This window comes from Halomonas cibimaris (assembly GCF_055379665.1).
The window spans coordinates 396,011-421,386 of the sequence record NZ_AP043828.1 but is presented as its reverse complement, the minus strand read 5'-3'; the positions used below and the strand labels follow the sequence as shown (position 1 = coordinate 421,386).

General features: G+C 63.4%; 19 protein-coding genes. 13 read left to right on the top strand and 6 right to left on the bottom strand.

Annotated elements, in window-relative coordinates; genetic code table 11:
* Positions 1-98: 98 nt before the first annotated feature.
* The 4 genes from ACZ415_RS01970 (at position 99) to purC (ending at position 4,417) form a co-directional block, all read left to right on the top strand.
* Positions 99-1,355 carry an ISL3 family transposase gene (locus ACZ415_RS01970; protein WP_464387777.1) on the top strand — a complete coding sequence of 419 codons (1,257 nt, stop codon included), beginning with the start codon at positions 99-101 and terminating at the stop codon, positions 1,353-1,355.
* A 315-nt stretch (positions 1,356-1,670) separates the two neighbouring features.
* Complete coding sequence (gene dapA / locus ACZ415_RS01965; protein ID WP_344704161.1) at positions 1,671-2,555, top strand: 4-hydroxy-tetrahydrodipicolinate synthase; 885 nt, start codon at positions 1,671-1,673, stop codon at positions 2,553-2,555.
* 115 nt (positions 2,556-2,670) lie between these two features.
* On the top strand, positions 2,671-3,639 hold the full coding sequence (locus tag ACZ415_RS01960; protein ID WP_344704159.1) for a lipoprotein, NlpB: 969 nt from the start codon (positions 2,671-2,673) through the stop codon (positions 3,637-3,639).
* Positions 3,640-3,697: 58 nt separating this feature from the next.
* Positions 3,698-4,417: a phosphoribosylaminoimidazolesuccinocarboxamide synthase gene (gene purC, locus ACZ415_RS01955; RefSeq protein WP_344704157.1), complete on the top strand. Its 720-nt coding sequence runs from the start codon at positions 3,698-3,700 to the stop codon at positions 4,415-4,417.
* 33 nt (positions 4,418-4,450) lie between these two features.
* Here purC and tsaA read toward each other — a convergent pair whose 3' ends face one another.
* A complete protein-coding gene (gene tsaA, locus ACZ415_RS01950; protein ID WP_344704155.1) occupies positions 4,451-5,236 on the bottom strand; it encodes a tRNA (N6-threonylcarbamoyladenosine(37)-N6)-methyltransferase TrmO in 786 nt (261 codons plus the stop codon).
* A gap of 174 nt (positions 5,237-5,410) precedes the next feature.
* Between tsaA and ACZ415_RS01945 the strand changes: the two genes are divergently transcribed.
* A complete protein-coding gene (locus ACZ415_RS01945; protein ID WP_344704167.1) occupies positions 5,411-5,902 on the top strand; it encodes a GNAT family N-acetyltransferase in 492 nt (163 codons plus the stop codon).
* Positions 5,903-5,919: 17 nt separating this feature from the next.
* Here the strand turns inward: ACZ415_RS01945 and nadC are convergent, their stop codons facing one another.
* A complete protein-coding gene (nadC, locus tag ACZ415_RS01940; RefSeq protein ID WP_344704153.1) occupies positions 5,920-6,774 on the bottom strand; it encodes a carboxylating nicotinate-nucleotide diphosphorylase in 855 nt (284 codons plus the stop codon).
* A 137-nt stretch (positions 6,775-6,911) separates the two neighbouring features.
* On the opposite strand from nadC, the gene ampD reads away from it, so the two are divergent.
* From ampD to ACZ415_RS01910, 6 genes are all read left to right on the top strand, one after another.
* Entirely contained in the window at positions 6,912-7,499 is a 588-nt protein-coding gene (gene ampD / locus ACZ415_RS01935; protein WP_344704151.1) for a 1,6-anhydro-N-acetylmuramyl-L-alanine amidase AmpD, read from the top strand.
* Positions 7,500-7,851: 352 nt separating this feature from the next.
* Positions 7,852-10,536, top strand: a complete 2,685-nt coding sequence (gene aceE, locus ACZ415_RS01930; RefSeq protein WP_344704149.1) for a pyruvate dehydrogenase (acetyl-transferring), homodimeric type — start codon at positions 7,852-7,854, stop codon at positions 10,534-10,536.
* 58 nt (positions 10,537-10,594) lie between these two features.
* Positions 10,595-12,625: a pyruvate dehydrogenase complex dihydrolipoyllysine-residue acetyltransferase gene (gene aceF / locus ACZ415_RS01925; protein WP_344704147.1), complete on the top strand. Its 2,031-nt coding sequence runs from the start codon at positions 10,595-10,597 to the stop codon at positions 12,623-12,625.
* Between the two features lie 184 nt (positions 12,626-12,809).
* Positions 12,810-13,475 (top strand): adenylate kinase, encoded by a 666-nt coding sequence (adk, locus tag ACZ415_RS01920; RefSeq protein WP_344704145.1) that lies wholly within the window; start codon positions 12,810-12,812, stop codon positions 13,473-13,475.
* Positions 13,475-14,206 (top strand): tRNA (adenosine(37)-N6)-threonylcarbamoyltransferase complex dimerization subunit type 1 TsaB, encoded by a 732-nt coding sequence (tsaB, locus tag ACZ415_RS01915; protein ID WP_344704143.1) that lies wholly within the window; start codon positions 13,475-13,477, stop codon positions 14,204-14,206. Before adk ends, tsaB begins: the two co-directional genes overlap by 1 nt.
* Entirely contained in the window at positions 14,203-14,895 is a 693-nt protein-coding gene (locus ACZ415_RS01910; RefSeq protein WP_344704165.1) for a class I SAM-dependent methyltransferase, read from the top strand. Before tsaB ends, ACZ415_RS01910 begins: the two co-directional genes overlap by 4 nt.
* A 61-nt stretch (positions 14,896-14,956) precedes the next feature.
* Here ACZ415_RS01910 and ACZ415_RS01905 read toward each other — a convergent pair whose 3' ends face one another.
* On the bottom strand, positions 14,957-15,625 hold the full coding sequence (locus ACZ415_RS01905; RefSeq protein ID WP_344704141.1) for a YecA/YgfB family protein: 669 nt from the start codon (positions 15,623-15,625) through the stop codon (positions 14,957-14,959).
* A 393-nt stretch (positions 15,626-16,018) separates the two neighbouring features.
* Between ACZ415_RS01905 and acs the strand changes: the two genes are divergently transcribed.
* On the top strand, positions 16,019-17,968 hold the full coding sequence (acs, locus tag ACZ415_RS01900) for an acetate--CoA ligase (RefSeq protein ID WP_344704139.1): 1,950 nt from the start codon (positions 16,019-16,021) through the stop codon (positions 17,966-17,968).
* A gap of 250 nt (positions 17,969-18,218) precedes the next feature.
* Entirely contained in the window at positions 18,219-18,881 is a 663-nt protein-coding gene (locus ACZ415_RS01895; protein WP_344704137.1) for a response regulator transcription factor, read from the top strand.
* Between the two features lie 9 nt (positions 18,882-18,890).
* Here the strand turns inward: ACZ415_RS01895 and ACZ415_RS01890 are convergent, their stop codons facing one another.
* The 3 genes from ACZ415_RS01890 to ACZ415_RS01880 all read right to left on the bottom strand — a co-directional run bounded on the left by ACZ415_RS01890 (position 18,891) and on the right by ACZ415_RS01880 (position 25,373).
* Positions 18,891-22,775: a PAS domain-containing hybrid sensor histidine kinase/response regulator gene (locus tag ACZ415_RS01890; RefSeq protein ID WP_344704135.1), complete on the bottom strand. Its 3,885-nt coding sequence runs from the start codon at positions 22,773-22,775 to the stop codon at positions 18,891-18,893.
* Between the two features lie 96 nt (positions 22,776-22,871).
* Positions 22,872-23,396 (bottom strand): hypothetical protein, encoded by a 525-nt coding sequence (locus tag ACZ415_RS01885; protein ID WP_344704133.1) that lies wholly within the window; start codon positions 23,394-23,396, stop codon positions 22,872-22,874.
* Between the two features lie 171 nt (positions 23,397-23,567).
* Positions 23,568-25,373, bottom strand: coding sequence for a sodium:solute symporter family protein (locus ACZ415_RS01880; RefSeq protein WP_344704131.1), 1,806 nt, complete (start codon positions 25,371-25,373; stop codon positions 23,568-23,570).
* Positions 25,374-25,376: the final 3 nt, after the last annotated feature.

The window sequence follows — 25,376 nt, the reverse complement described above, 5'->3', positions numbered from 1 at the left end:
GTGGCGGTGGCGGAAAAATCGGCTCTTCGTCGTTGGGTGTGGAATTCGCCCCCTGAGCTGGGCCAGGATATGACCTCCACATGGACAGGAGGTATGGCATGGACGGCACCCAGATTCTGACCCTCGGCTTGGGCCTGGAAGCACCTTGGGTTCTCAAGGACCAGCACCTGGATACCGCCGTCTCGCCCCACCGCCTGGACCTCTACGTCGAGGCCGAGCGGGGCAGCCTCTACCCCTGCCCTGAGTGCGGCAAGGCCTGCCCGGCCCATGACTTCGCCGACAAGACGTGGCGGCATCTGAACTTCTTCCAGCACCACTGTTACCTGCATGCGCGGGTGCCTCGCACCAAGTGCCCCGAGCATGGCGTCAAGCGCATCGAGGTGCCCTGGGCCCGCCCTGGCAGCGACTTCACCCTGCTGTTTGAGCAGGCGGCCATGTCGCTGGTCAAGGAGATGCCGGTGCTGGCCGTCTCCCGGCAACTGGAGATCTCGGACAAGCGCCTGTGGCGCATCGTGCACCACTACGTGGGGCGCATGCTGGGTGAGTTGGATCTGTCCAGCGTGGCCACTGTCGGCGTGGACGAAACGGCCTCCCGGCGCGGCCAGCGCTACGTCACGGTGTTCCTCGACATGCAGCGCAAGCAGGAGCCGGTGCTCTTCGCCGTCCCGGGCCATGGCAAGGCCGCCATCAAGGCCTTCAGCGCCTTCCTGGCGGCGCATGGCGGTGACCCGGACAACGTGGTCGAGGTGGTCTGCGACATGTCTCAGGCGTTCCTCAGCGGCGTGGCCGAGCACCTGCCCAACGCCGAAGTGACGGTCGACTGGTTCCACATCGTGCAGACCTTCACCAAGGCGCTGGACGAGGTCCGCAAGAAGGAACGCCGTGAGAAGGGGCATCCCAAAGCCCTCCGGTGGGCGGTCTTGAAGAACCTGGATAACGGCAATATGACGGCCAAGCAGGTCGCTGCCCTCCAGGAGCTGGTAGCCGATCAGGGGGCCACCGGCGATGCCTGGGTGATCAAGGAAAAGCTGCGCTGGATCCAGAAGGCGCCGACGCCGCGTGCCGCCCGGTGGCGCATCACGAACTACCTCAAGGTCATGCGGGAGGCCGTCACCGGCCAGGCACTGCTCAAGCCGATGGCGAAGGCCCTGACGACGCTGGAGCGACATGCCGAGCAGGTGGTGAGGCGCTGGATATCGGGACTGACCAACGCGCGGCTGGAAGGCATGAACGGACTCTTCCAGGCGGCCAAGTCACGCGCACGTGGTTACCGGAACGAGGCCAACTTCATCGCGATGATCTACCTGATCGGCAGCCCGGTGGGCCGCCTGCTGGATCAGGCCAAATCCACATGAAACGACGAAGAACCGAAAAATCCGGTACGGGCTGGCCGATGTCGACGCTCATGCAAAACTCCTTGAATGCGGGATGGCAATCAACGTTATCACGCCGATTACACGCAAGTGGCCGGCGCGTGTCAAAAAAGCGTGTTTCCGCTCGGTGCCTGCTCAAGTCGCAGCGCTTTGCGCTGTACAGGCTTTCACCGCCTGAGTACCATTTACCGTGGAGCCGCCGCGCGTGGCACTCCGCCGCCGGCGTGGCTTTTTGAATTCCATGCGCGCGCCCCGTATTCGGCGGCGCGTCCCCCCTTTTGCGTGAGGTACAAGCGGATGATCACAGGCAGCATTGTCGCTCTGGCGACGCCGATGAAGGTCAATGGCGACATCGACTGGGAGGCGCTGCGCCGCCTGGTGAACTTCCATCTGGAAAACGGCACCGACGCCATTGTTGCGGCAGGCACCACCGGCGAGCCGACGACCATGTCGTTTGCCGAGCATTTCGACGTGATTCGCACCGTGGTGGAGCAGGTCAACGGGCGTATTCCGGTGATTGCCGGCACCGGCGCCAACGCCACTTCCGAGGCCGTGGAGCTTGCCCGCTACGCCAGCGAAGTCGGCGCCGATTACTGCCTTTCGGTATGCCCGTACTACAACAAGCCGACCCAGGAAGGGCTTTATCAGCATTTCAAGGCGGTCGCCGAGGGCAGCAACCTGCCGGTTATTTTGTATAACGTCCCCGGGCGCACCTGTTCGGATCTTTACAACGAGACGGTGATGCGTCTGGCCGAGGTGGACAATATCATCGGGCTGAAAGACGCCACCGGTAACCTGGAGCGCGCTGAAGACCTGATCGCGCGGCTGAAAGGCAGCGGTTTTATGCTCTACTCCGGCGATGACGGCACGGCCTGCGATTTCATGCTGATGGGCGGTCACGGCGATATTTCAGTGACGGCCAACGTCGCACCGCGCGCCATGCATGAGCTGTGCACCGCAGCGGTGGCCGGCGATGCCGACGCCGCGCACGCAATCAACACCCGGCTGATGCCGCTGCACACCAACCTGGGCATCGAAGCCAACCCGATTCCGGTCAAGTGGGCGCTTAACCGTATGGGCTACGCCGACGCCGGGGTGCGCCTGCCGCTGACGTGGCTTTCGGAGAAATATCACGCCACCATCAGCGAGGCGCTGCAGCTGGCCGGCGTGATCGACGACTGATGCCGCGGCAGACGCAACCTGCACGACCCTGGCACCACCGGCGCGGTGTACTGGAAACGCCCCGCGCCGGTAGCGCCTGGTCCCACGGAATTCGCTTAACGCATAAGGTGGCTGGATGAACGCTGCGCTCAAATGGATACCGCTGGCTCTGGCAGGCGCAGTCGCGCTTGCCGGCTGCGCTCGGGAAGGTTTTTACGATGACCGCAACCTCGACTACGTCGACTCGGCGCCGACGCCACCGCTGACGCTGCCCGATACCCGAGATGCAAGCCGCGTACAGCCGGCGCTGCCCATGCCGCCCGGAGACGGCTCGGCGTCGGCGCGCCCGGATACGCCGGTAGAAGCCCGCGCGCCGCGCCCGCTGACCGCCGCCCGGGGCATGGAGGAAGGGTATGTAACGTCCCGCCGCGTCAACGATAGGCGCTGGCTGGTGGTGGCGGATGATCCGGCCGGGGTCTGGCCTCGGCTTGAGCGCTTTGCGCGCACGCGGGCCGGCGGCATTGAGCGCAGCGTGCCCTCGCGCGGGGTGCTGCAAACCGGCCAGGGAACGCTGCGACTGGATAACGCCGTGCGCCCCGGCGCCAGCGAAGTGCACTGCGAACGCGCCGGCCAGTCGCAGGGGGACTGCCTTGAGCGCCTTGAGCGTTATCTGCGCCGCCGCGGCGGCGGCGAGGATACGCTTTCTTCACTCAACGCCCGCCGGGTTGAAGAGCAGCTTGCCGTACAGCTGGTGCGCACAGGCGACGAGGTGAGCGTGCGCATGCCGTACTCTGCGGATCGCGCCTGGGCCGAAATCGCCTACTATCTGGCGCTGGACTTCAACAAGCCCGGCGAGCGCGAGCTTTTGGCCAGCGATCCCGAGCGCCACGCGTTTACCGTGCGCTATTTGACGCTGGATCACCGTCGCCAAGGGGTGCTGGCCCAGCTGAACCCCTTCGCCGATGACGACCCCCGGCGGGTGCGTCTGGTGCTGGAAACCCAGGGCGACAAAAGCCGGCTGCGCGCCCGCAGTGTCGGCCAGCAAGCGCTCAGCGTTGACGCCCGGCGCGAGCTGCTGGAGCGCGTGTCCGGCTATCTACGTTAAGTTAAGATGCCATCATTTGACCGCGTCGAGCTGCTGTGTCGACGCAAGAGGACGTACCATGGAAAAGCGCCAGGAACTCTACGCCGGCAAGGCCAAGTCTGTTTACACCACCGACGCTGCTGACCGGCTGGTGCTCGAATTTCGCGATGACACCAGCGCCTTTGACGGCAAGCGCAAGCAAGCCCTTGAGCGCAAGGGCATGGTCAACAACGTGTTCAACGCGTTTATCATGGAGCGCCTGGAAGACGCGGGGATTCCTACCCACTTCGACAAGCGCCTGTCCGCGACCGAAAGCCTGGTCAAGAAAATGGACATGATTCCGGTGGAGTGCGTGGTGCGCAACGTGGCGGCCGGCGGGCTGGTCAAGCGCCTGGGCGTTGAAGAGGGCACGGCCCTGAACCCGCCCACCTTCGAGCTGTTCCTCAAAGACGACGAGCGCGGCGACCCCATGATCAACGAGTCGCTGGCCGAGACGTTTGGCTGGGCGACGCCTGAGCAGCTCACGCGCATGAAAGCGCTGACGTTCAAGGTCAACCACGTGCTCAAGCAGCTGTTTGCCGAGGGGCATCTTTTGCTGGTGGACTACAAGCTGGAGTTTGGCATCCACGAAGGCCAGGTCATTCTCGGCGACGAGTTTTCCCCGGACGGCTGCCGGCTGTGGGATGCCGATACCCGAGAAAAACTGGACAAGGATCGTTTTCGCCAGGGGCTTGGCGGGGTGATCGAGGCCTACGAAGAAGTCGGCCGGCGCATCGGTATCACGTTTCCCGAGGCCTGACGCCAGGGGAGCCCGGTAACGTTTCAATGGCCGCTATTCTATGGCTACTACCGCCAAGGTAGTGGCCATTTTTGTGTCTGTGAGAACGCCTGTATGAGCGTCAGCGCCGGGGTCGGGCGCAAGCGCCTGAAACTTCACGTCCACGTCGCGCAGGCGCACGCCGTAAACTCGCTCGGGCTGGGCCTGGCCGTGGCGGTAGGCCGGCCGCGGATCCTGGCGCAGCACCTGTGTGATCAGCGCTTCAAGGGAAGCGCCGTCGGCGCGCCGCTCAATAGCGGCGCAGGCGGCGGGATAGAACACCACTTCGACCGCCGGCGGCGGTGCCGGGGCAAAGCCGGCCCGGGCCTCGGGGCGGGCTTCAAGCCAGGGGATATACGGCTTGATGTCCACCACCGGCGTGCCGTCGACCAGGTCACAGCCGCCGAGCACCAGCTGCACGCCGCCCTCCGCTTCCACCCGCTCAAGCTCGACCAGCGACAGCCCCAGCCGGTTGGGGCGGTTGGGGCTGCGGCTGGCAAATACGCCGACCTTGCGATTGCCGCCCAGGCGCGGCGGGCGTACCAGCGGGGCGAAACGCGCGCTGCCCGGCGCCTGGTGGAACACAAACGTCAGCCACAGATGGCTAAAGGCATCCAGGCCGCGTACCGCCAGCGGATCGTTGAACGGTGCCGCCAGCGTAAGCGTCGTTTTTGCCGCCGGCGCCAGGCCCGGCTGGCGGGGCACGCCGAACTTGTCCGGGTAGTCGCTGGCGACCCAGCCGATCGGGCGCAGCGGCCAGCCATCAGGCGCGGAAAGCAAAGGGGAGCAGGGGTCGTGCATGCGTCGCTGCCTCGCGGCGGGCGGGCGTTGCCCGGCCGGCCAAAAAGGAAGAAAAGGTGAAGGCGGGCCCAGTATAAGGTACGTTGGTGGATCGTTGGTAAAAGAGAGGCATGTCGTATGGCGAGGTTTTGTGCGGACAACGGCCAGACCGGCACGGCCGCGGGCGGCAGCGCAATGCCGCGCATGATCTACCGCGAGGCGCTGGCGCGCGATGCGGCCGACCAGGCCGAAGTGTTTTATCACGCCGTTATGCAGGGTGCTGCGGGCCATTACTCGCTGACCCAGCGTCGCGCCTGGGCCGGCGTGCTGCCGCGCAAGGCCAGCGCCTGGGCGGCCCGGCATTCGCTTTACACAACGCTGGTGGCGGTGTGTGACGGGCGCTGCGTGGGCTTTGTCGAGCTGGATACGGCAAGTGCCAGAATCGAAACGCTGTACGTTTGGCCGTCCCTTGGCGGGCGCGGTATCGGCACGACGCTTTTGATCCACGCCGAGCGCCTGCTGGTCGAGCAGGGCCGCGATGTCGTTGAGATCGAAGCCAGCCTGACGCTGGTTGAGCGCCTGGAGCGCCGAGGCTGGGAAAACCTCGGCGAGCAGCGGGTTGAACGCGGCGGAGAAAAGCTCAAGCGTTACCGGTTGCGCAAGCGCCTGCGTGCCGTGGAAACCTGACCCGGCACGCGGGGCGATCAGGCCGCGTTTTGCTCCACCAGGCGCATGGATAGATCAACGGCCTTGATGTCTTTGGTCAGCGCGCCGCTGGAAATGCAGTCGATGCCGGTATCGGCAATGGCGCTGAGCGTGGCGTCGTCGACGTTGCCTGATGCTTCAAGTACGGCGCGGCCCGCGGTGCGGGCGACGGCCTCGCGCAAATCCGTCAGCGAAAAATTGTCCAGCATGATGGTATCCGCGCCGGCGGCCAGCGCCTGGTCCAGCTCGTCGAGGGTTTCTACTTCTACCTCCACGTCCAGCTCGCCTGACAGCTTGCGCGCCTGCTCCACCGCCGCCTTGATCCCGCCGCAGGCGGCAATGTGATTTTCCTTGATCAAAAACGCGTCCCACAGGCCGATGCGGTGGTTATGGCCGCCGCCGCAGGTCACCGCGTACTTCTGCGCCAGGCGCAGGTTGGGCAGCGTCTTGCGCGTATCCAGCAGGCGCACGCCGGTGCCGTCGAGCATATCAACGTAGTGCCTTGTGGCCGTGGCCGTGGCCGACAGCGTCTGCAGCACGTTGAGCGCGGCGCGCTCGCCGGTGAGCAGGCTGCGCGCCGGGCCTTCCAGAGTCAGAAAGCACTGGCCGGCAGCGAGACGATCGCCGTCGGCCGCCTGCCAGCTGAGCGATACGCGGCTGTCCAGCCGGCGGTATATTTCGTCGACCCAGGCCACGCCGCACAGCACGCAGTCTTCCCGGGTGATCACCCGGGCGCTTGCCCACTGCGATTCGGGAATCAAATCGGCGGTGATATCGCCCGGGCCGAGGTCTTCGGCCAGCAGATGAGCGGCGCTTGAGCGTATCTCTTCAGCAAGAGCGGTGTAGTAATGCATGATGGCTGGCCTTCCCAAACGGTACTAAAGCGATTGGATAAACCGCCATTATAGGCCACTGTGGCCGCAGGAAAACAAGCATGATACCCCTTCAACATCGGGCGAAAAGCCCGTGCCATCCGCCATAAGGAGGCCGTGTGAGCCAGACACATCACGCCGCGGGCCGGTGGCCGTCGGCCCGCTGGGTGGCGTCGCCCAACGCCGATGCGCGCCCTGCCGATGAAGTTTCGCTGATCGTGCTGCATGCCATCAGCCTGCCGCCGGGGAAGTTCGGCGGTGACGCCATCGAAGCGCTGTTTACCAACCGGCTGGACGCGGATGCCCACCCGTTTTTTGCGCACATTGCTGACCTGCGCGTTTCGGCACACTTTTTAATTCGTCGGGACGGCGCCTGCGTGCAGTTTGTCGAACCCGAGCGCCGGGCCTGGCACGCCGGGCGTTCCTGCTGGCGCGATCCGCAAAGCGGCACGCTGCGCCGGGCGCTCAACGACTTTGCCGTGGGTATTGAGCTGGAAGGCGACGACGACACGCCTTTTCGCCGCGCCCAGTACGCCCGGCTTGCCGAGCTGATTGGCTGGCTGCGCGTGCGCTATCGCTCGCTCAGCGCGGGGCGAATGACCGGCCATGCCCATGTAGCGCCGCTACGCAAGACCGACCCCGGCCCGGCGTTCGACTGGGCATACCTTGACCGAGCGCTGGTGAAAAACGGCCTGGCGGGTCTGTAAAACAAGTAGTTTAACTACGCATCGGTTGATTTATAACGCCGAGCGCTGTGCGCTGAAAGGGCTGACTGCCGCCGCAAAGGACGGGCAGAAACCGAAGATTTTATGGTGAGAAGAATTGGCAAAGCAGCGGCTTTACGGTATCGTTTTTCCCAGAAAATACGTTCTTTTCCTATCTTTGTGTAGATTTACTACATTTTGCCGAACGCCATCTATTGAATGTAGAATGGTTTTCCATTTTGCGCTGGCAAGGCGCGCCGGCGAACGCAGGCCTGTGGTGGCATAACGACTACCGCGGCCACCCGGGCCCCCGGTTTGCGGGGCCACCGTCATTTATCGTCATTCGGAGACCTGTATGAGTCTGGAGACACGAGAAGATCTTGACCCGGTCGAATCCACAGAGTGGCTGGAAGCTCTGGAATCGGTGCTGGATCGTGAAGGCGAGGGGCGTGCCCGCTACCTGCTGACCCGCCTGGCCGATCGCATGCGCCAGGATTCCGGCGTGGCGCCGTTTTCGGTGACAACCCCGCATCGCAACACCATTCCGCCGCATCGCGAAGCGCGCATGCCGGGCGATCTGGACATGGAGCGTCGGATTCGCTCGCTGATCCGCTGGAACATGGCGGCCATGGTCACCCGGGCCAACAACCGGAATCCGGGGATCGGCGGCCACCTGGCGAGCTTTATGTCGGCGGCCACGCTCTACGACGTGGGCTTTGGCCATTTCTTCCGCGCCCCCCACGGCGATCACCCCGGCGACCTGGTGTATATCCAGGGCCACAGCTCGCCGGGCATCTACGCGCGCTCTTTTCTGGAAGGCCGCTTGAACGAAGCGCAGATGGATCGCTTCCGCGAAGAGGTGGACGGGGACGGCCTGTCGTCCTACCCGCACCCCTGGCTGATGCCGGACTACTGGCAGCTGCCCACGGTGTCCATGGGGCTCGGTCCGATCATGTCCATCTACCAGGCGCGCTTTATCAAGTACCTGCACAATCGTGACCTGCAGGACATGAAGGATCGCCAGGTCTGGGCGTTTCTCGGCGACGGCGAGTGCGACGAGCCGGAAACTCTCGGCGCTATCCACCTTGCCAGCCGCGAGAAGCTCGACAACCTCAACTTCGTGATCAACTGCAACCTGCAGCGCCTGGACGGCCCGGTGCGCGGCAACCAGAGCATCGTCACCGAGCTTGAGGGCATGTTCCGCGGTGCCGGCTGGAACGTCATCAAAGTGATCTGGGGCCGCAAGTGGGATCACCTGTTTGAGAAAGACAAAAGCGGCATGCTGCAAAAGCTGATGGACGAAACCGTCGACGGCGAGTACCAGAACTGCAAGTCCAAGGGCGGCGCCTACACCCGCGAGCACTTTTTCGGCAAGTATCCGGAAACCGCCGAGCTTGTCGCGGACATGACCGATGAGGAAGTCGGCCAGCTCGACCGCGGCGGCCACGATCCGGTCAAGGTGTACTCGGCCTACTACGAAGCGTTCCACAACGCCAACGAGCGCCCCACGGTGATTCTTGCGCATACCGTCAAGGGCTACGGGCTGACCGCCGAAGGCGGTGAGGCCGACAACGAAGCGCACCAGATCAAGTCGATCGACGACATCGACGTCATGAAAAAGGTTCGCGACCGTTTCGAGATTCCGCTGACCGATGAGCAGCTGGAAAAGGAAATGCCGTACTACCGGCCGGACGAGGACGCGCCGGAAGTCAAGTACATGAAGCTGCAGCGCGAGCGTCTGGGCGGCCACCTGCCGACGCGTCATGCAGACTTCGAGGCCATTGACATCCCCGGCCTGGACGACAAGATCTTTGCCTCGCAGCTGGCAGGCTCCAAGGGCCGCGAGTTTTCCAGCACCATGGCGTTTGTGCGCATCCTGAACGGTTTGATCAAAAACAAGCAGTTCGGCAAGCGCGTGGTGCCCATCGTGCCCGATGAGTCGCGCACCTTCGGCATGGAAGGCATGTTCCGCCAGTTCGGCATCTACGCCGCCGAAGGCCAGAAGTACGAGCCCATGGACAAGGGCCAGCTGATGTACTATCGCGAGTCCCAGTCCGGCCAGGTGCTGCAGGAAGGCATCACCGAGGCAGGGGCCATGTCCTCGTGGATTGCCGCGGCCACGTCCTACAGCAACAACGGCCTGCCGATGCTGCCGTTTTACATCTATTATTCGATGTTCGGCTTTCAGCGCATCGGGGATCTGGCCTGGGCGGCCGGCGACATGCAGGCCCGGGGCTTTATGGTCGGCGGCACCGCCGGGCGCACCACGCTCAACGGTGAAGGCCTGCAGCACCAGGACGGCCACAGCCTGATTCAGGCATCGACCATCCCCAACTGCCGCAGCTATGATCCGACCTATGCCCACGAAGTCGCGGTCATCGTCCAAAACGGCCTCAAGCGCATGTACCAGGACAAGGAAAACGTCTTCTACTACATGACGGTGATGAACGAAAACTACGAGCACCCGGCGCTTGACGAGGTGCCCGCCGACGACATCATCAAGGGCATGTACCTGCTGGGCCATACCCAGGGCAAGAAGGGCAAGGGCCACGTTCAGCTGCTGGGTTCGGGCACCATTCTGCGCGAAGTCGAAGCGGCGGCCGAGCTGCTTGCTGAAGACTGGGGCGTGGGCAGCAACACCTGGAGCGCGACCAGCTTCAACGAGCTGCGCCGCGAGGCGCTGGAAGTCGATCGCCAGGCGTTTCTCAAGCCCGATCAGGAGCCGGCCAAGCCGCACGTTACCGCGTGTTTGGAAGGCCGTCAGGGCCCGGCGATTGCCGCTACCGACTACATGAAGCTCTACGCCGATCAGGTGCGCGCCTGGGTGCCCATGGACTATCATGTCCTCGGCACCGACGGCTACGGCCGCTCCGATTCCCGCGAGAAGCTGCGCCACTTTTTCGAAGTGGACCGCTACTTTGTCACCGTAACGGCGCTGAAAGCGCTGGCCGACCGCGGCGACATCGAGCGCAAGGTCGTGGGCGAGGCGCTGAAAAAGTACGGCATCGATGCCAGCAAGCCCAACCCGCTGACCAGCTGATCCGCTGCCCGGCGGGGCACCCCCCGCCGGCTCGACCCGATTTGGAAGGAGCGCGACCTTGAGTAGCGAAAACATCAAAGTGCCCGACATCGGCGGCGACGATGTCGAAATCATCGAGATTGCGGTGTCGGAAGGCGACGTCATCGAAGCGGAAGACGCGCTGATCACCCTGGAGTCCGACAAGGCCAGCATGGACGTACCCTCGCCGAAAGCCGGCAAGGTGCTCAAAGTGCTGGTGAAAGAGGGCGACACCGTCTCTGAAGGCGACGACATCGTCGAGCTGGAAGTTGAAGGCGGCGAAGACGCCGGCGACGACCAGGCCGAACAAGCGCCGGCGAAGAAAGAAGCGTCGGCGCAAAAAGAAGCGCCGAAGCAGGAAGACGCGCCGAAAGAAGACGCGGCACCGACGAAAAAGGCGGCCGGCGGCAAGCAAACCGTCGACGTGACAGTGCCGGACATCGGCGACAGCGCGGAAATCATCGAAATCGCCGTAAGCGTTGGCGACGAGATCGATGCCGAAGACGCGCTGATTACGCTGGAATCCGACAAGGCCTCCATGGACGTGCCCAGCCCGCATACCGGCAAGCTGGTTGAGCTTTCCGTAAAGGTGGGTGACAGCGTCTCCGAAGGCGACGTGATCGGCCAGATGGAAGTCGAAGGCGAAGGCGGCGACGCGGCCGAAGACGCTTCTCAGGACACGTCTGCCGACGACAGCGCCTCGGCGGCCAGCCAGAGCGAGCCGGAAGCGGCCGACGAAGACGAGGATGACGGCGATGACGGCGAGCCTGCGCGTCAGGAAATCCGCGTGCCGGACATCGGCGACAGCGCGGAAATCATCGAAATCGCCGTAAGCGCTGGCGATGACATCGAAGAAGAAGACGCGCTGATTACGCTGGAATCCGACAAGGCCTCCATGGACGTGCCCAGCCCCTACAAGGGCAAGCTGGTGGAAGTCTCCGTGAAGGTCGGCGACAGCGTGTCCGAAGGCGACGTGATCGGCATCGTCGAAGTCGCCGGCGCGAAGAAAAAGCCTGCGCCGAAAAAGCAGACCGAGCAGAAGCAGTCCGAGCAGAAAAGCGCGCCGGAAAAACAGGCCGCGCAGAAGCCCGCGTCCGGCGCCGACAAGCCGGCCGCCGCGCCCAGTGCTGCGCCGGCCAAAGACGGCAAGCGCGTACACGCCGGCCCCGCCGTGCGCATGCTCGCCCGGGAATTCGGCGTGGATCTGGCCCAGGTGCCGCCCACCGGCCCGAAAGACCGCGTGCTCAAGGAAGACGTGCAAGCGTTCGTCAAAAAGGCGCTGTCCGGCCAGGCGCCGGCCACCGCCGGCGAGCAGGCCCCGGCCGCCGGAGGCAGCGGCATTCCGCCGATCCCGGACCAGGACTTCAGCCAGTTCGGCGAAGTGGAAGAAAAGCCCATGGGCCGGCTGATGAAAATGGGCGCAACCAACCTGCACCGCAGCTGGGTGAACCTGCCCCACGTGACGCAGTTTGACGAGGCCGATATCACCGAGCTGGAAGCCTTCCGCAAGTCGATGAAGGCCGAGGCCGAAGCCCAGGGCGCGAAGCTCACGCCGCTGCCCTTTCTGGTCAAGGCGTGCGCCTTTGCGCTCAAGCAGTTCCCGCAGTTCAACGTCAGCCTCAAAAGCGACGGCGAAACCGTGGTGTGGAAAAAGTACGTTCATATCGGCATCGCCGTGGACACGCCGGACGGCTTGATGGTGCCGGTACTGCGCGACGCCGACCAGAAATCGCTTTTGGAAATCGCCCGGGAAATGGCTGAGCTGGGCAAAAAAGCCCAGAGCAAAAAGCTCAAGCGCGAGGACATGTCCGGCGGCTGCTTTACCATCTCAAGCTTGGGCTCGATTGGCGGTACGGCGTTTACCCCCATCGTCAACGCCCCGGAAGTCGCCATTCTCGGCGTTTCCAAAGCGCAGACCAAGCCGGTGTGGGACGGCGCCGAGTTCCAGCCGCGCCTGATGATGCCGCTGTCGCTGTCCTATGATCACCGTGCGGTCAACGGGGCGGACGCGGCGCGCTTTACGGTGTTTTTGTCCACCGTGCTGACCGACATCCGTCGCCTGCTGCTGTAAGCCATGCCGGCGACGGGGACGCAAACGGCGCCTGCGGGCGCCGTTTTTATGTGGTCATCGGCAAAGTGCTGCCCTGTCGCGGCGCTACGCCCAATGGACCGTTGTGCCATCACGGCGCCGCCGTTATTGTCGGTGTCCAGCTTTTTTACGACGACCTTTTTTGCTCATTCAAGGAACAACGACGATGCGATTGATTCTTCTAGGCGCACCCGGCGCAGGTAAAGGCACCCAGGCGCAGTTTATCTGCGAGCGCTACAACATCCCTCAGATTTCTACCGGCGATATGCTGCGTACCGCGATCAAGGAAGAAAGCGAGCTGGGGCTCAAGGTCAAAGACATCATGAACAGCGGCGGGCTGGTGTCCGACGACATCATCATTGATCTGGTCAAGGAGCGCATCAGCCAGCCGGACTGCGAAAACGGCTTTCTCTTCGACGGGTTTCCGCGGACGATTCCGCAGGCTGACGCCATGAAGGAAGCCAACGTAAAAATCGACCACGTGTTGGAAATCGCCGTGGCGGACGAGGAAATCGTCAACCGCCTGGCCGGCCGCCGGGTGCATCCGGCCTCCGGGCGCACCTATCACATCGAGCACAATCCGCCCCAGGAGCCGGGCCGTGACGATGTGACCGGCGAAACCCTGATTCAGCGCGAAGACGATCAGGAGTCGACCGTGCGTAACCGCCTGGCGGTCTATCACGACCAGACCGCGCCGCTGGTGGCGTACTACCGCCAATGGGCCAAAGAGGACCCGGAAGCCGCGCCGGAGTATCACCGCGTGGAAGGCGTTGGCAGCGTTGAGGAAATTACCCGCCAGGTGACCCGCGCACTGGACCAGCAGACGGCATAATGGCACGTTATCTGCTGGCTCTGGACGCTTCGTCAAGCGCGTGTTCGGCGGCGCTTTGGCAGCAAAGCAGCGAAGGCGAAAGCTGTCTGGCGCGCTTTGCTCTGACGCCTCGGGCGCATACCCGGCGGCTTTTACCCATGGCGGACGAAGTGCTGGCCCAGGCCGGCATTGCGCCGAACGCGCTTGACGCGGTGGCCTTCGGCCGCGGGCCCGGCTCGTTTACCGGGCTGCGCATTGCCGCCGGCACCGCCCAGGGGCTGGCGTTTGGCCTCGACTGCCCGCTGATTGGGGTGTCTACGCTGGAAGCGCTAGCCCTTCAGGCGCATCGCCGCTTTGGTGCGCAGCACATCGCCACGCTGATCGATGCGCGCATGCACGAGGTCTACGCGGGATTTTGGCGCTGCGTAGACGGCCGCGTTGAGGCCCTGAGCGAAGAAGCGGTGCTGGCCCCCGAGCGCCTGGCCCTGCCCGATGCGGCCGGCGAGCGCTTTGCCGCCGTGGGCTCTGCCATGGCGCTGGCGGATGAGTTTTCTGCTGCGTTCAATGCGCGCCTTGCGCCGCTGGATACCGCACTGGATGACGGCCCGCTGGAGCCGCGCGCCGAAGAAATGGCCTGGCTTGCCGCCCGGGATTTCGACGCCGGCCGAGGCCAGCCTGCGCACCTGGCCCAGCCGGTGTATTTGCGCAATGAGGTGGCGTGGAAAAAGTCGGCGGCGCAGCGCCTGCCATGACGGCCGCCGGACTCGCGCTTGAGCGCCGCGCCCAAGGGTTGGTGCTTGTCGGCGATGAAGCGCGCGACGGTAAGCCGCTGTATGTGGACTTCGTTGGCGGCAAGGCTGGCCATCGGCGCCGTTTCGGCGGCGGGCGCGGCCAGCTGATTGCCAAGGCCTGCGGACTGGCCAAGGGCGTGACGCCAAGCGTAGTGGACGCCACCGCAGGACTGGGCCGCGATGCTTTTGTGCTGGCAAGTCTGGGCGCGCCGGTGCTGCTGATTGAACGTGTGCCGGCGATTGTTGCGCTGCTGGCCGACGGCCTTGAGCGCGCCGCCGGCGATGCCGACACCGCCGAGATTGCCGCGCGCATGCAGCTGGCGCCGGGCGATGCCGCCGCCGAGCTGAGCGCGCTGGTGGCCGCTGCCGGCTTTGCCCCTGAAGTTGTGCACCTGGACCCGATGTTTCCCCACCGCGAGAAGTCTGCGCTGGTGAAAAAGGAGATGCGCCTTTTTCGCCGGCTGGCCGGCGACGACGCCGACGCCCCGCGGCTGCTTGAAGCCGCACTGGATGTAGCCACCCACCGGGTGGTGGTCAAGCGCCCGCGTAAGGCGCCGGCTGTCGAAGGCCCCAGGGTCGCGCATACCCTTGAGGGCAAGACCAGCCGCTATGACATCTATGTGCACCGCTCGCTGCGCCCGGGGCGCTAGCCCAATACAGCCGCTGTGGCAGAGCGGGGATTGTGGGGGGCGGTCTTGATGCATCGGGCGGCTAGCGGCGGGGCTTGGCTTTTTTGTTCGCCTTGGCCTGCTTGGGCCGCGGTTTGGGCTTGCCGCCGGATGCCTCCGAGGGCACGCGATAGTGCAGGTATACGTCCAGCACCAGCTCGGGCAGCTGGGCGGTCAGCGCTTCCAGACGCCGGGCGTCGCCGGCCAGCTCGGCGATATCCGGCTCATCGTCGAACAGGCCCGAAAGCAGCATAAACGGCAGCAGCAGGGCAGCGGCGGCTTCGTCGTCGTCGGCAAACCAGGCACTTTCATCAAGGAAGACGCCTTCCATAAAGCCCGCACACCAGTCGCCAACGGGCGTTTCTTCCGGGGGCAGCCCGTCAAGCACCAGCTCGAACGGCAGCTCGGGAAGCCTGCCCTGTTCCAGCAGCGCCATGGCGTTATCGCGCAGCGCGGCCAGCAGGCCGGTTATGTCGTCACGCTCCGTTTGGTCGGCGTAGGCTGGCTCACCTTGAAACAGCTCGGCCTGCCACTGTTCGTCGGGCACATGGCAGGGAGCCACGGCGAGCGCCACCATAAAGCCGTGGGTTGAAATCAGATCCAGCGCGTCCTCGTCTACCCGGTCGGAATCCAGAAATTCATCCAGCCGTTCAAGGGCTTCATCGTTTACTAGCGGCTCGGGGACGGCAGCGGCGTTATCGGAATCAGACATGGAAAGCCTCGTGGAATGGCGTAAAACGATCACTATCAGGCCGGCCAGTTTAGCACCAAATGCGCCGCGGCCTCTGTGCCGCCGGGTGAATGACGCGCTGGCGGAGCGAATTCGGCGGCGGGCGTTACCGCTTTCGGTGATGCAGTAACACGCGGGTTTTTTGCCCCGGCCTGCATCCGAGATTGACGCATAAGGTACTGTTATTAAAATAATAATTTTAATACCAATGTCTAAGAGGAAGGGAGCGCTACCGAGGTTTATGCTAGGGGGAAACACAACAACCAAGCATTGCCGTTAAACGCCGCCGCCGTCGTTGATGACACGGCCGCAGCCGCGGCTACGACGCCGCAGGCGAACGTTTACAAGGCAATGTGTTTTCACGGAGAGGCCACCATGAGCGAACAACCACAAGTCCATCCGGTGCGCGATGAATTCGCCGCCAACGCCTGGGCCGACAAAGCGCAGTACGAGGCCATGTATCAGCGCTCCATTGAAGACCCCCAAGCCTTTTGGGCTGAGCAGGCCGAACGCCTGGAATGGATCAAGACGCCGACCCGGATCAAAAACACGTCGTTTGACCGCGACAACGTGGATATTCGCTGGTTTGAAGACGGCGAGCTTAACGTAGCCGCCAACTGTCTGGACCGGCACCTGGCCCATCGCGGCGGCGAAACCGCCATCATCTGGGAAGGCGACGATCCGGCGGATTCGCGCCATATTACCTACGCCGAGCTTTACGAACGCACCAATCAGGTCGCCAACGCGCTCAAGGAAATGGGCGTGGGCAAGGGCGATACCGTAACGCTTTACATGCCGATGGTGCCCGAGGCCGCAATGGCGATGCTGGCCTGCGCGCGTATCGGCGCGGTGCACTCGGTTATCTTCGGCGGTTTCTCGCCGGATGCCATTGCTCAGCGGGTGGTCGGCGCGCAGTCACGCGTTATCATCACCGCTGATGAGTCCGTGCGCGGCGGCAAACACGTGCCGCTCAAGGACAACGTCGACGCCGCGCTGACCCGCGACGGCACCGACGTCTGCGAACACGTCATGGTGGTCAAGCGTACCGGCGGCGATATCGACTGGCACGATCATCGCGATACCTGGTTCCACACCATGGTCGACAAGCAGGCGCTGGAATGCCCGGCTGAGACCATGAACGCCGAAGATCCGCTGTTCATCTTGTATACCTCCGGCTCTACCGGCGCTCCCAAGGGGCTTAAGCACACTACCGGCGGCTACCTGACCTACGCGTCGATGACTCATCAGTACGTCTTCGACTATAAGCCGGGTGAGGTGTTCTGGTGCACCGCCGATGTGGGCTGGATCACCGGGCACAGCTATATCGTCTACGGGCCGTTGGCCAACGGCGGCACTACGCTGATGTTTGAGGGCGTGCCGACCTATCCGTCCCACGGGCGCATAGGCGAAATCGTCGACAAGCACCAGGTTAATATTCTCTACACGGCCCCTACCGCCATTCGTGCGCTGATGGCCCACGGCGACGAGACCATGCACTCCAGCCATCGCGACAGCCTGCGTCTTCTGGGTACGGTGGGCGAGCCGATCAACCCCGAGGCCTGGGAATGGTTCTATCGGGTGGTGGGAAAAGAGCGCTGCCCGATTGTGGATACCTGGTGGCAAACCGAAAACGGCGGGATCATGATTGCGCCGCTGCCCGGGGCCATAGATCTCAAGCCCGGTTCGGCAACCAAGCCGTTTTTCGGCGTGCGGCCTGCGGTAATGGACAGCGACGGCAACGTGCTGGAAGGCCAGGCCGAGGGCAATCTGGTGATTCTGGATTCCTGGCCGGGCCAGGCACGCTCCATCTGGGGCGACCACGAGCGCTTCGTCAACACGTATTTCTCGACCTACGACGGCGTGTATTTTACCGGCGACGGCTGCCGCCGCGACACCGACGGCGACTACTGGATTACCGGCCGGGTAGACGACGTGCTCAACGTGTCCGGCCACCGCATGGGCACCGCCGAAATCGAATCGGCGCTGGTTGCCCACGACGCCGTTGCCGAAGCCGCCGTGGTGGGCTATCCCCACGACATCAAGGGCCAGGGCATCTACATCTACGTGACCCTGACCGACGATTACGAAGCCTCCGACGAGCTCAAAAAAGAGCTGATCCAGCAGGTGCGCAAGGATATCGGTCCGATCGCCTCGCCGGATGTGATTCAGTGGGCGCCGTCGCTGCCCAAGACCCGCTCGGGCAAGATCATGCGGCGCATTCTGCGCAAGATCGCTGCCAACGAATGCGACGGCCTGGGCGATATCAGTACGCTGGCCGATCCCAGCGTTGTCGACGAGCTGATCGAGCATCGCGCCAACCGCTAAGCGGCTGCCATTTTTGCCCATCCTGACCCGTGCCGGCCTCGTGCCGGCACTGCTGCGTAAGGGCGCCTGCGACGATGCCGTCGCACCGCTAAAAAATGCGCCGGGCGGGCCTGGTATCCTTGGGCAGAATAAAGCCCTTGGGGTACCATCGGGCGAGTGCCGCGCCGTTTGCGGCGCGACACTCACCGCAGGCGCGCCGCGTTGCGACGGCAGGCACCTGGCGGCCGCTCAAGGACCCGGAGGAAACCCCATGGCTATTGCCCATAAGTTCATCGTTGCCGATGACCACCCGCTGTTTCGTGCAGCGTTGACCCAAGCGCTGCGCCAGCTAACGCCCCAGGCAGAAATCGTCGAAGCCGATACCATGGAAGCCACCACGGAGGCCGTTAATCGGCATCCGGATGCCGACCTGGTACTGCTGGATCTGCACATGCCCGGCGCCAACGGCTTTTCCGGGCTGATTCAGCTGCGCGGGCAAATGCCCGATATTCCGGTGGCCGTCATCTCCGGCAGCGATGAACCCTACGTGGTGCGCCGAGCGCTGGACTACGGCGCGTCGGGCTTTATTCCCAAGTCGTCCTCCTTGGCGCTGATTGCCGAGGCGGTAAGCGAGGTGCTTGACGGGGAGGTCTGGCTGCCCGAGGCGCTTTCCGGCGTGCTGGATGACGCCAACGAAGAAGAAGCACGCTTCGCCGAGGCCATTGCATCGCTGACGCCCCAGCAGTTTCGCGTGCTCAATATGCTCACCGAGGGCCTGTTGAACAAGCAAATTGCCTATGAGCTCAACGTGTCCGAGGCCACCATCAAGGCCCACGTCACCGCTATTTTACGCAAGCTCGGCGTGCACTCGCGCACCCAGGCGGTCATTGCCGCCCAGAAACTTGAGGTAGATCCGCCCCGGGTTGAATCTTAAGGCCCGCAGCTAGTCGTTTGGCTGTGCGCCACGGCTGGCCTGCAGCGTGCGGGTCAGCAGCGCACGCAGCGCCGCCGGGCGTACCGGCTTTTGCAGCAGATGATAGCCGGCACGGCGCACCTCATCGGCGACGCTTTCGGTGCGGTCTGCGGTGATGACAATGCTGGGCACCTCGCCGTGCTGGCGCTCGGCCAGCGCGTCCAGCGCCATCAGCCCTGTGACTTCGTTGTCCAAATGATAGTCGGCGAGTATCGCATCCGGATCGCCTTCCATATTGCGCAGAATCGATTTGGCGCCGCCGATGCTGGTGGCGGTGAATACTTCGCAGCCCCAGCCGCCGAGCATGGCGGCCATGCCTTCTAAAATCAGCGATTCGTTGTCGATGCACACAATGCGTGTGCCGGCCAGCTTGTTGCCGGCGCGGCGGCGGGGTTCGGACGTTGGGTTCTCCACCTGCCGGGCAGCCACGACCGGCACGCTGACGCTGAACACGGTGCCCGCGCCGACCCGAGAGCGCACGGTGATAGGATGATCCAGCACCCGGCTCATGCGCTCGGCGATGGACAGGCCAAGCCCCAGACCCTTCTCGCTTTCACGGTGGCGTGAGGCCTGATCCAGGCGGCGGAATTCTTGAAAGATTTCTGCCTGTTTGGCCTCGGCAATGCCCGGGCCGGTGTCCCAGACCTCAATGCGCAGCCGCTGCCCCGCGCGTCGGCAGCCCAGCAGTACGCGCCCCTCCCGGGTATAGCGCAAAGCGTTGGAAAGAAAGTTCTGCACAATGCGGCGCAGCATCTGGGCGTCGGAATCTACCCACTGGCGAGTGGAAACGACGGTCAGGTCTAATCCGCGCTCGGCGGCCATTACCTCGAACTCGGCGCGCAGCGGGCGGAAAATATCGGCCAGAGCAAAATGGCTGCGCCGAGCGGTCAGAGCGCCGGCATCGAGCTTGGAAATATCCAGCAGCGTGCCCAAAAGCTCCTCGGCGGCCTGCAGCGAGTTGTCGATATGACCGATGGTGTGCCGGTCGTTTTGCGCTTCGCTGCTCTGTGCCAGCGCCGAGGTGAACAGCCGCGCGGCGTTGAGCGGCTGGAGCAGGTCGTGGCTGGCCGCGGCGAGAAAGCGGGTCTTGGAGGCGTTGGCATCCTCGGCCAGCTGCTTGGCACGAAAAAGCTCTTGGGTGCGCTCGTCCACCCGCTCTTCCAGGGTTTCGTTGGTTTCCTGGAGGGCGAGCTCGGCCTGGCGGCGTTCGGTAATATCCTGGTAGAGCGCGAAAAAGCCAAGAATAGCGCCGCTGTCATCGAAGTGCGGCGTGTAGGTCACCAGCATGTAGTGGCGCTCGCCGCCGATGGGCATGGCCAGTTCAAAGCTGACCCGTTCGCCGGCAAGCGTTTGGCGGATCCAATCGGCGCGTTCGCGGGCTTTGTCAGCGGGCATGACATCGGCAAAGCGCCGGCCGATCACGGCGTGGCGATCCACGCCAAAGGCCTGCTCGTAGGCGCGGTTGGTAAACAGGTAGCGGCAGTCCTTGTCAAAATAGGCGATCAGCGCCGGCACGTTGTCGGTGTAGATGCGGATGTTGTTTTCCGAACGAATCAGCGCCTCTTCGGTGCGCTTTTGCCGTGTAATATCCTGGTAGGTATAGACAAAGCCGCCGCCGGGCATGGGGTTGCCCTGCACTTCCAGCACGCTGCCGTCCTGGCGGTAGCGCACGTAGCGGTGGGGCTGGCCTTCGCGAATATTGTCGAGCAAAAGCTCTACGTGCTCTTCCGGGTCGCCCGGGCCGTACTCACCGCTGTGGGCGTTATAGCGAAAGATGCGGTCGATGGGCGCGCCCACCCGGATCAGATGATCGGGAAAGTGAAACAGCTCCAGGTAGCGCCGGTTCCAGACCACCAGCCGCATGTGCTGATCGACCACGCTGATGCCCTGGCGGACGTTTTCGATGGTGGCCTGAAGCAGCGCGCGATTGAACTCAAGTACCTGGGAGGCCTCATCGACAATGGAGATCACATCGGAAATGCCGATGCCGCGGCCCTGCAGCGCCGAGTTGACCACGATACGTGCCGAAGAGGCGCCCAGCACCGATGCCAGAAAGCGCTCGGTAAACTGAATGACGTCAATGGATGCCCGGGCGTCGTCGGCAAGGTCGGTGCCGCCGCGCCGGGCGAAGTCGCCAAAGGCGCGTGCTACCTGATCGGCGCCGAGAAAGCGTTCGCACAGCGCTTTTAGGTCCCCCACCGTGGTTGCCCCCAGCCAGGGGCGATTGATCGAGGTCTGGCGGGTTTCTACGCTGTCAACAAACAGCGAGGCCTGGATGCGCTCGACGACCCGCTGAGCGCTCAGCTGGGAGATAAAGATATAGCAGAAAAGGTTGAGCCCCAGCGAGAGCATGACGCCGTGGGTAAAAGGATCGCCCAGCGGCAGGCCAAACAGCGCGGTAGGCGAGAGCCAGCCGATGCCCAGCGGCCCGGCGGTTATCCAGCCGCCGGGCAGCACGCCGGCATTCACAAGCGCAGGCCCCAGCAGGCTATAGGCCCAGACGGCAAAGCCCACGCTTAGCCCGGTGCTAACGCCCAGCCAGTTGCCGCGCTTCCAGTAAAGCCCGCCGATCAAGGCCGGGGCAAACTGGGCGACGGCGGCGAACGAGAGCATGCCAATGGAGGAAAGCGAGGTAAATTCGGCCAGCAGACGGTAGAAGCCGTAGGCCATGACCAGTACGGCCACGATGGTAAAGCGCCTGACGCGCAGCACCAGCCGGCCATAGTCGCGTGCCTGGGTATCAAACCAGCGCAGGCGAAAAAGCGCGGGAATGACGATTTCGTTGGACACCATGATCGATACCGCCACGGTGGCGACCAGCACCATGCTGGTGGAGGCGGAAAAGCCGCCGATGAAGGTAAGCAGCACCAGCCAGTCGTGGTCGGACGCCATGGACAGCGCCAGCACATAGGTGTCGGGCTGGATGTCGGTGCCGCCAAACAGCCACAGCCCGGCCCCGGCCAGCGGTAAAACAAAAAACGCGACCGCCGCCAGGTACAGCGGAAACAGCCAGCGCGCTCTGCGGGCATCGTCGGTATGGGTGTTTTCCACCACGGCCACATGAAACTGGCGCGGCAGGCAAAAAATCGCCAGCATGGCCAGCAGCGTCTGGGCCCAGAAGCCGTGGGCGAAATCCTGTTCGGCCAGCTGACGCTCAAGGCCGAGCTGGCCGTCGGCGTAGTGCACCAGCTCGCCGAGCCCGTTGAACATCCCCCAGGTGACCACCGCGCCGAGAATCACAAACGCGGCCAGCTTGACCAGTGATTCGAACGCTACGGCGTGAATCAGCCCTTCGTGGTGCTCGGTGGCATCGGTATGACGCGTGCCGAAAAGAATGGCAAACAGCGCCATCACCGCGGCAATGTAAAAAGCAGCGTCGCCAAAAAGCGGTGCACGGGTGGCGCTGGCGCTGTCGGTCAGAATGCTGAACGACGAGGCTACGGCTTTAAGCTGCAGGGCGAGGTAGGGCAGCGTGCCGATGAGCGCGACCAGGCTTGCAAACACCGCAAGCGACTGGGTCTTGCCATAGCGTGAGGCAATGAAGTCGGCAATGGAGGTGATGTTTTGGTGCTTGGCGACGCGAATCATTTTCGCCAGCACCGGCCAGAACAGCAGAAAGGTAAGCACCGGGCCGACAAAAATACTGGCAAACGACCAGCCGGAAGTAGCGGCCTGGCCTACCGCTCCGTAAAACGTCCAGGAGGTGCAATAAATCGCCAGCGCCAAGCTGTAGATCAGCGGGCGGCGCCGGCTGGCGCCGTGGGTGCGCGCCCGGCGGTCGCCGTACCAGGCAATACCGAACAGCACCGCGATGTATAAAAGCGATACCGCAATGAGTAGCCCTGCGTAAAACATCGAACGCTCCCGCCGTGGCGTACGGCGGCCGGACCGCCGGTAGGAAAACGCCCATTCTAGGTGAAATGGCCGTGTGCGTCAGGCCAGAGGCCGCTGTCAGACCTCCCGGGGCGGCCGGCAGACAGTGATGTATAGCGGGGCGTTGTCGCGCAGGGTGCGCATGGCGTCGACCACGGGCTTGCCGGTGGCGTCATCCAGCGGCACCAGCTCGCGGGAATCGCAGTTGAGCAGATAGGGCCTCGGCGTTACCACATCAGGGTAGTGGCGCTTGAAGTGGTAGATAATCAGCTCGGTTACTGAGGTCTCATCTCGCATTTCGGAGGTGAGGCTATCGCGATCGACCACGCTGAAGGCGTTGACCATGGGATAAACAAACGTCCAGGGGCGCCAAACGGCGCTGCCGCGCTCGGTGGAAATGACCACCGCACTGTCCGGCAGCTGGTCTTTTTTGTTGTCAAACCACTGGTATTCGGCGCTGACCTGGTAGCCCAGAATCCCCAGCCCGGCGCAGGCCGGTACCAGCCACTTGGGCAGTCGTTTACCGCTGAGTTGACGCAGGAAAAGGCCGATACCCGCAGCGGCAAGGCCAGAGAAAACGGCGGCGATCAAATGCCAGATCATGGACATATCCTTGTAAGAGCGCGTAGTTACGCGACAAGCGTAGTGCGGTGACCGAAAGGGTATACAAACGCAGACGCGGTGAAAACACAAAGCGCACGGAAAGAAGGCGGGCTTCCGTATGGAAGCCCGCCCGGTTAGTGCTGATCCGTATCAGTGTGGTGCCCTCATGGGTCAGTGCTGGCTCAGATGGGGTGCGTTACCGGCCCCTTTGGGGTAGCGCACGCTTTCCACCAGCAGCTGGATTTCCTTGGGCGGTGCCGCCGTAACGCTGGAAACGGCGAAGGCGACGGCGAAGTTCATGATCGCCCCCAGCGCCCCGAAGGACTGCGGGGAAATACCCATCACCCAGTTTTCCGGCGTGTTGGCCAGCATGTTGGTTTCCGGGATAAAGAACCAGCCCAGGTAGGTGAAGATATACAAAAGCGTGGTCAAAAGCCCGGTGAGCATACCGGCGACGGCGCCGCGGTTGTTGATGCGCTTGGAGAAGATGCCCATCATCAGCACCGGGAACAGCGATGCACCGGCGATACCGAAGGCCAGTGCCACGGTCTGCGCGGCAAACCCGGGCGGATTGAGCCCCAGGTAGGTGGCGAGCAAAATCGCCCCGCCCATGGAAATTCGCGCGGCGAGCATTTCGCCTTTTTCGGTGATGTTGGGGTTGATGGTGTTTTTGATCAGGTCATGGCTTACCGCCGAGGAAATGGCCAGCAGCAGGCCAGCCGCGGTGGAAAGGGCCGCGGCGACCCCGCCGGCGGCAATCAGGCCGATCACCCAGGGCGGCAGGTTGGCGATTTCCGGGTTGGCCAGTACCAGGATGTCGTTGTTGACCGAAAGCTCATTGCCTTCCCAGCCCCGCGCCTGGGCGGTATCGGCAAAGGCTTCGCTTTTGTCGTTGTACATCTGGATACGGTCGTCGCCGTTTTTATCCTCGAACTGGATCAGGCCGGTGTCTTCCCAGGAGCGAATCCAGCCGGGGCGATCTTCGTAGAGAATGGGGTTTTGTGCGGCCGTGTCGTAGTCTTCGGTCTGCTGGGCCATGTCAGGATAGACCGTGGTGACCAGGTTAAGCCGGGCCATGGAGCCAACGGCCGGCGCGGTGACGTACAAAAGCGCGATAAACACCAGCGCCCAGCCGGCTGACCAGCGCGCATCCGCCACCTTGGGCACGGTGAAAAAGCGGATGATGACGTGGGGCAGCCCGGCGGTACCTACCATCAGCGACAGCGTAAACAGCACCATGTTGAGCTTGTTGTCCACATCAGCGGTGTAGGCGTTAAAGCCAAGCGCGGTGACCACTTCGTCGAGCTTGTCGAGCAGCGGCATGCCGGATTCAGCGTGGGTGCTGAACATGCCAAACATCGGAATCGGATTGCCGGTCAGGTGCATGGCAATGAACACCGCCGGGATGGTGTAGGCGATGATCAGCACCACGTACTGGGCGACCTGGGTGTAGGTAATGCCCTTCATCCCGCCGAATACGGCGTAAAGAAAGACAATCAGCGCCGCAATCCAGATGCCGGCGGTGTTGGAGACTTCCAGAAAGCGCGAAAAGGCCACGCCTGCCCCGGTCATCTGGCCGATAACGTAGGTGGTCGAGGCGATGATCAAACAGACCACGGCGATCAGGCGCGCGGTGTCGCTGTAGAAACGGTCGCCGATAAAGGCCGGCACGGTAAACTTGCCGAACTTGCGCAGGTAGGGGGCCAGCAGCATCGCCAGCAGCACGTAGCCGCCGGTCCAGCCCATGAGATAGGTGGAGTTGGCATAGCCGCCCGCGGCCAAAAGGCCGGCCATGGAAATGAACGACGCCGCCGACATCCAGTCGGCCGCTGTGGCCATGCCGTTGGTGATGGGGTGAACGCCGCCGCCGGCAACGTAGAAATCCTTGGTGGAGCCGGCACGCGCCCAGATGGCGATACCAATGTACAGCGCAAAGGATGCGCCTACAAAGAGAATGTTGATGATGAACTGATCCATGCT

Excerpts from the sequence above, each read along its gene's own strand:
- purC (WP_344704157.1), top strand. The coding sequence starts at position 3,698 with ATGGAAAAGCGCCAGGAACTCTACGCCGGCAAGGCCAAGTCTGTTTAC.
- ACZ415_RS01890 (WP_344704135.1), bottom strand. The coding sequence starts at position 22,775 with ATGTTTTACGCAGGGCTACTCATTGCGGTATCGCTTTTATACATCGCG.
- tsaA (WP_344704155.1), bottom strand. The coding sequence starts at position 5,236 with ATGCACGACCCCTGCTCCCCTTTGCTTTCCGCGCCTGATGGCTGGCCG.
- ACZ415_RS01880 (WP_344704131.1), bottom strand. The coding sequence starts at position 25,373 with ATGGATCAGTTCATCATCAACATTCTCTTTGTAGGCGCATCCTTTGCG.
- adk (WP_344704145.1), top strand. The coding sequence starts at position 12,810 with ATGCGATTGATTCTTCTAGGCGCACCCGGCGCAGGTAAAGGCACCCAG.
- tsaB (WP_344704143.1), top strand. The coding sequence starts at position 13,475 with ATGGCACGTTATCTGCTGGCTCTGGACGCTTCGTCAAGCGCGTGTTCG.
- dapA (WP_344704161.1), top strand. The coding sequence starts at position 1,671 with ATGATCACAGGCAGCATTGTCGCTCTGGCGACGCCGATGAAGGTCAAT.
- ACZ415_RS01970 (WP_464387777.1), top strand. The coding sequence starts at position 99 with ATGGACGGCACCCAGATTCTGACCCTCGGCTTGGGCCTGGAAGCACCT.
- ACZ415_RS01945 (WP_344704167.1), top strand. The coding sequence starts at position 5,411 with ATGCCGCGCATGATCTACCGCGAGGCGCTGGCGCGCGATGCGGCCGAC.
- nadC (WP_344704153.1), bottom strand. The coding sequence starts at position 6,774 with ATGCATTACTACACCGCTCTTGCTGAAGAGATACGCTCAAGCGCCGCT.
- ACZ415_RS01905 (WP_344704141.1), bottom strand. The coding sequence starts at position 15,625 with ATGTCTGATTCCGATAACGCCGCTGCCGTCCCCGAGCCGCTAGTAAAC.
- ACZ415_RS01895 (WP_344704137.1), top strand. The coding sequence starts at position 18,219 with ATGGCTATTGCCCATAAGTTCATCGTTGCCGATGACCACCCGCTGTTT.
- ACZ415_RS01910 (WP_344704165.1), top strand. The coding sequence starts at position 14,203 with ATGACGGCCGCCGGACTCGCGCTTGAGCGCCGCGCCCAAGGGTTGGTG.
- aceE (WP_344704149.1), top strand. The coding sequence starts at position 7,852 with ATGAGTCTGGAGACACGAGAAGATCTTGACCCGGTCGAATCCACAGAG.
- acs (WP_344704139.1), top strand. The coding sequence starts at position 16,019 with ATGAGCGAACAACCACAAGTCCATCCGGTGCGCGATGAATTCGCCGCC.
- ACZ415_RS01960 (WP_344704159.1), top strand. The coding sequence starts at position 2,671 with ATGAACGCTGCGCTCAAATGGATACCGCTGGCTCTGGCAGGCGCAGTC.
- ACZ415_RS01885 (WP_344704133.1), bottom strand. The coding sequence starts at position 23,396 with ATGATCTGGCATTTGATCGCCGCCGTTTTCTCTGGCCTTGCCGCTGCG.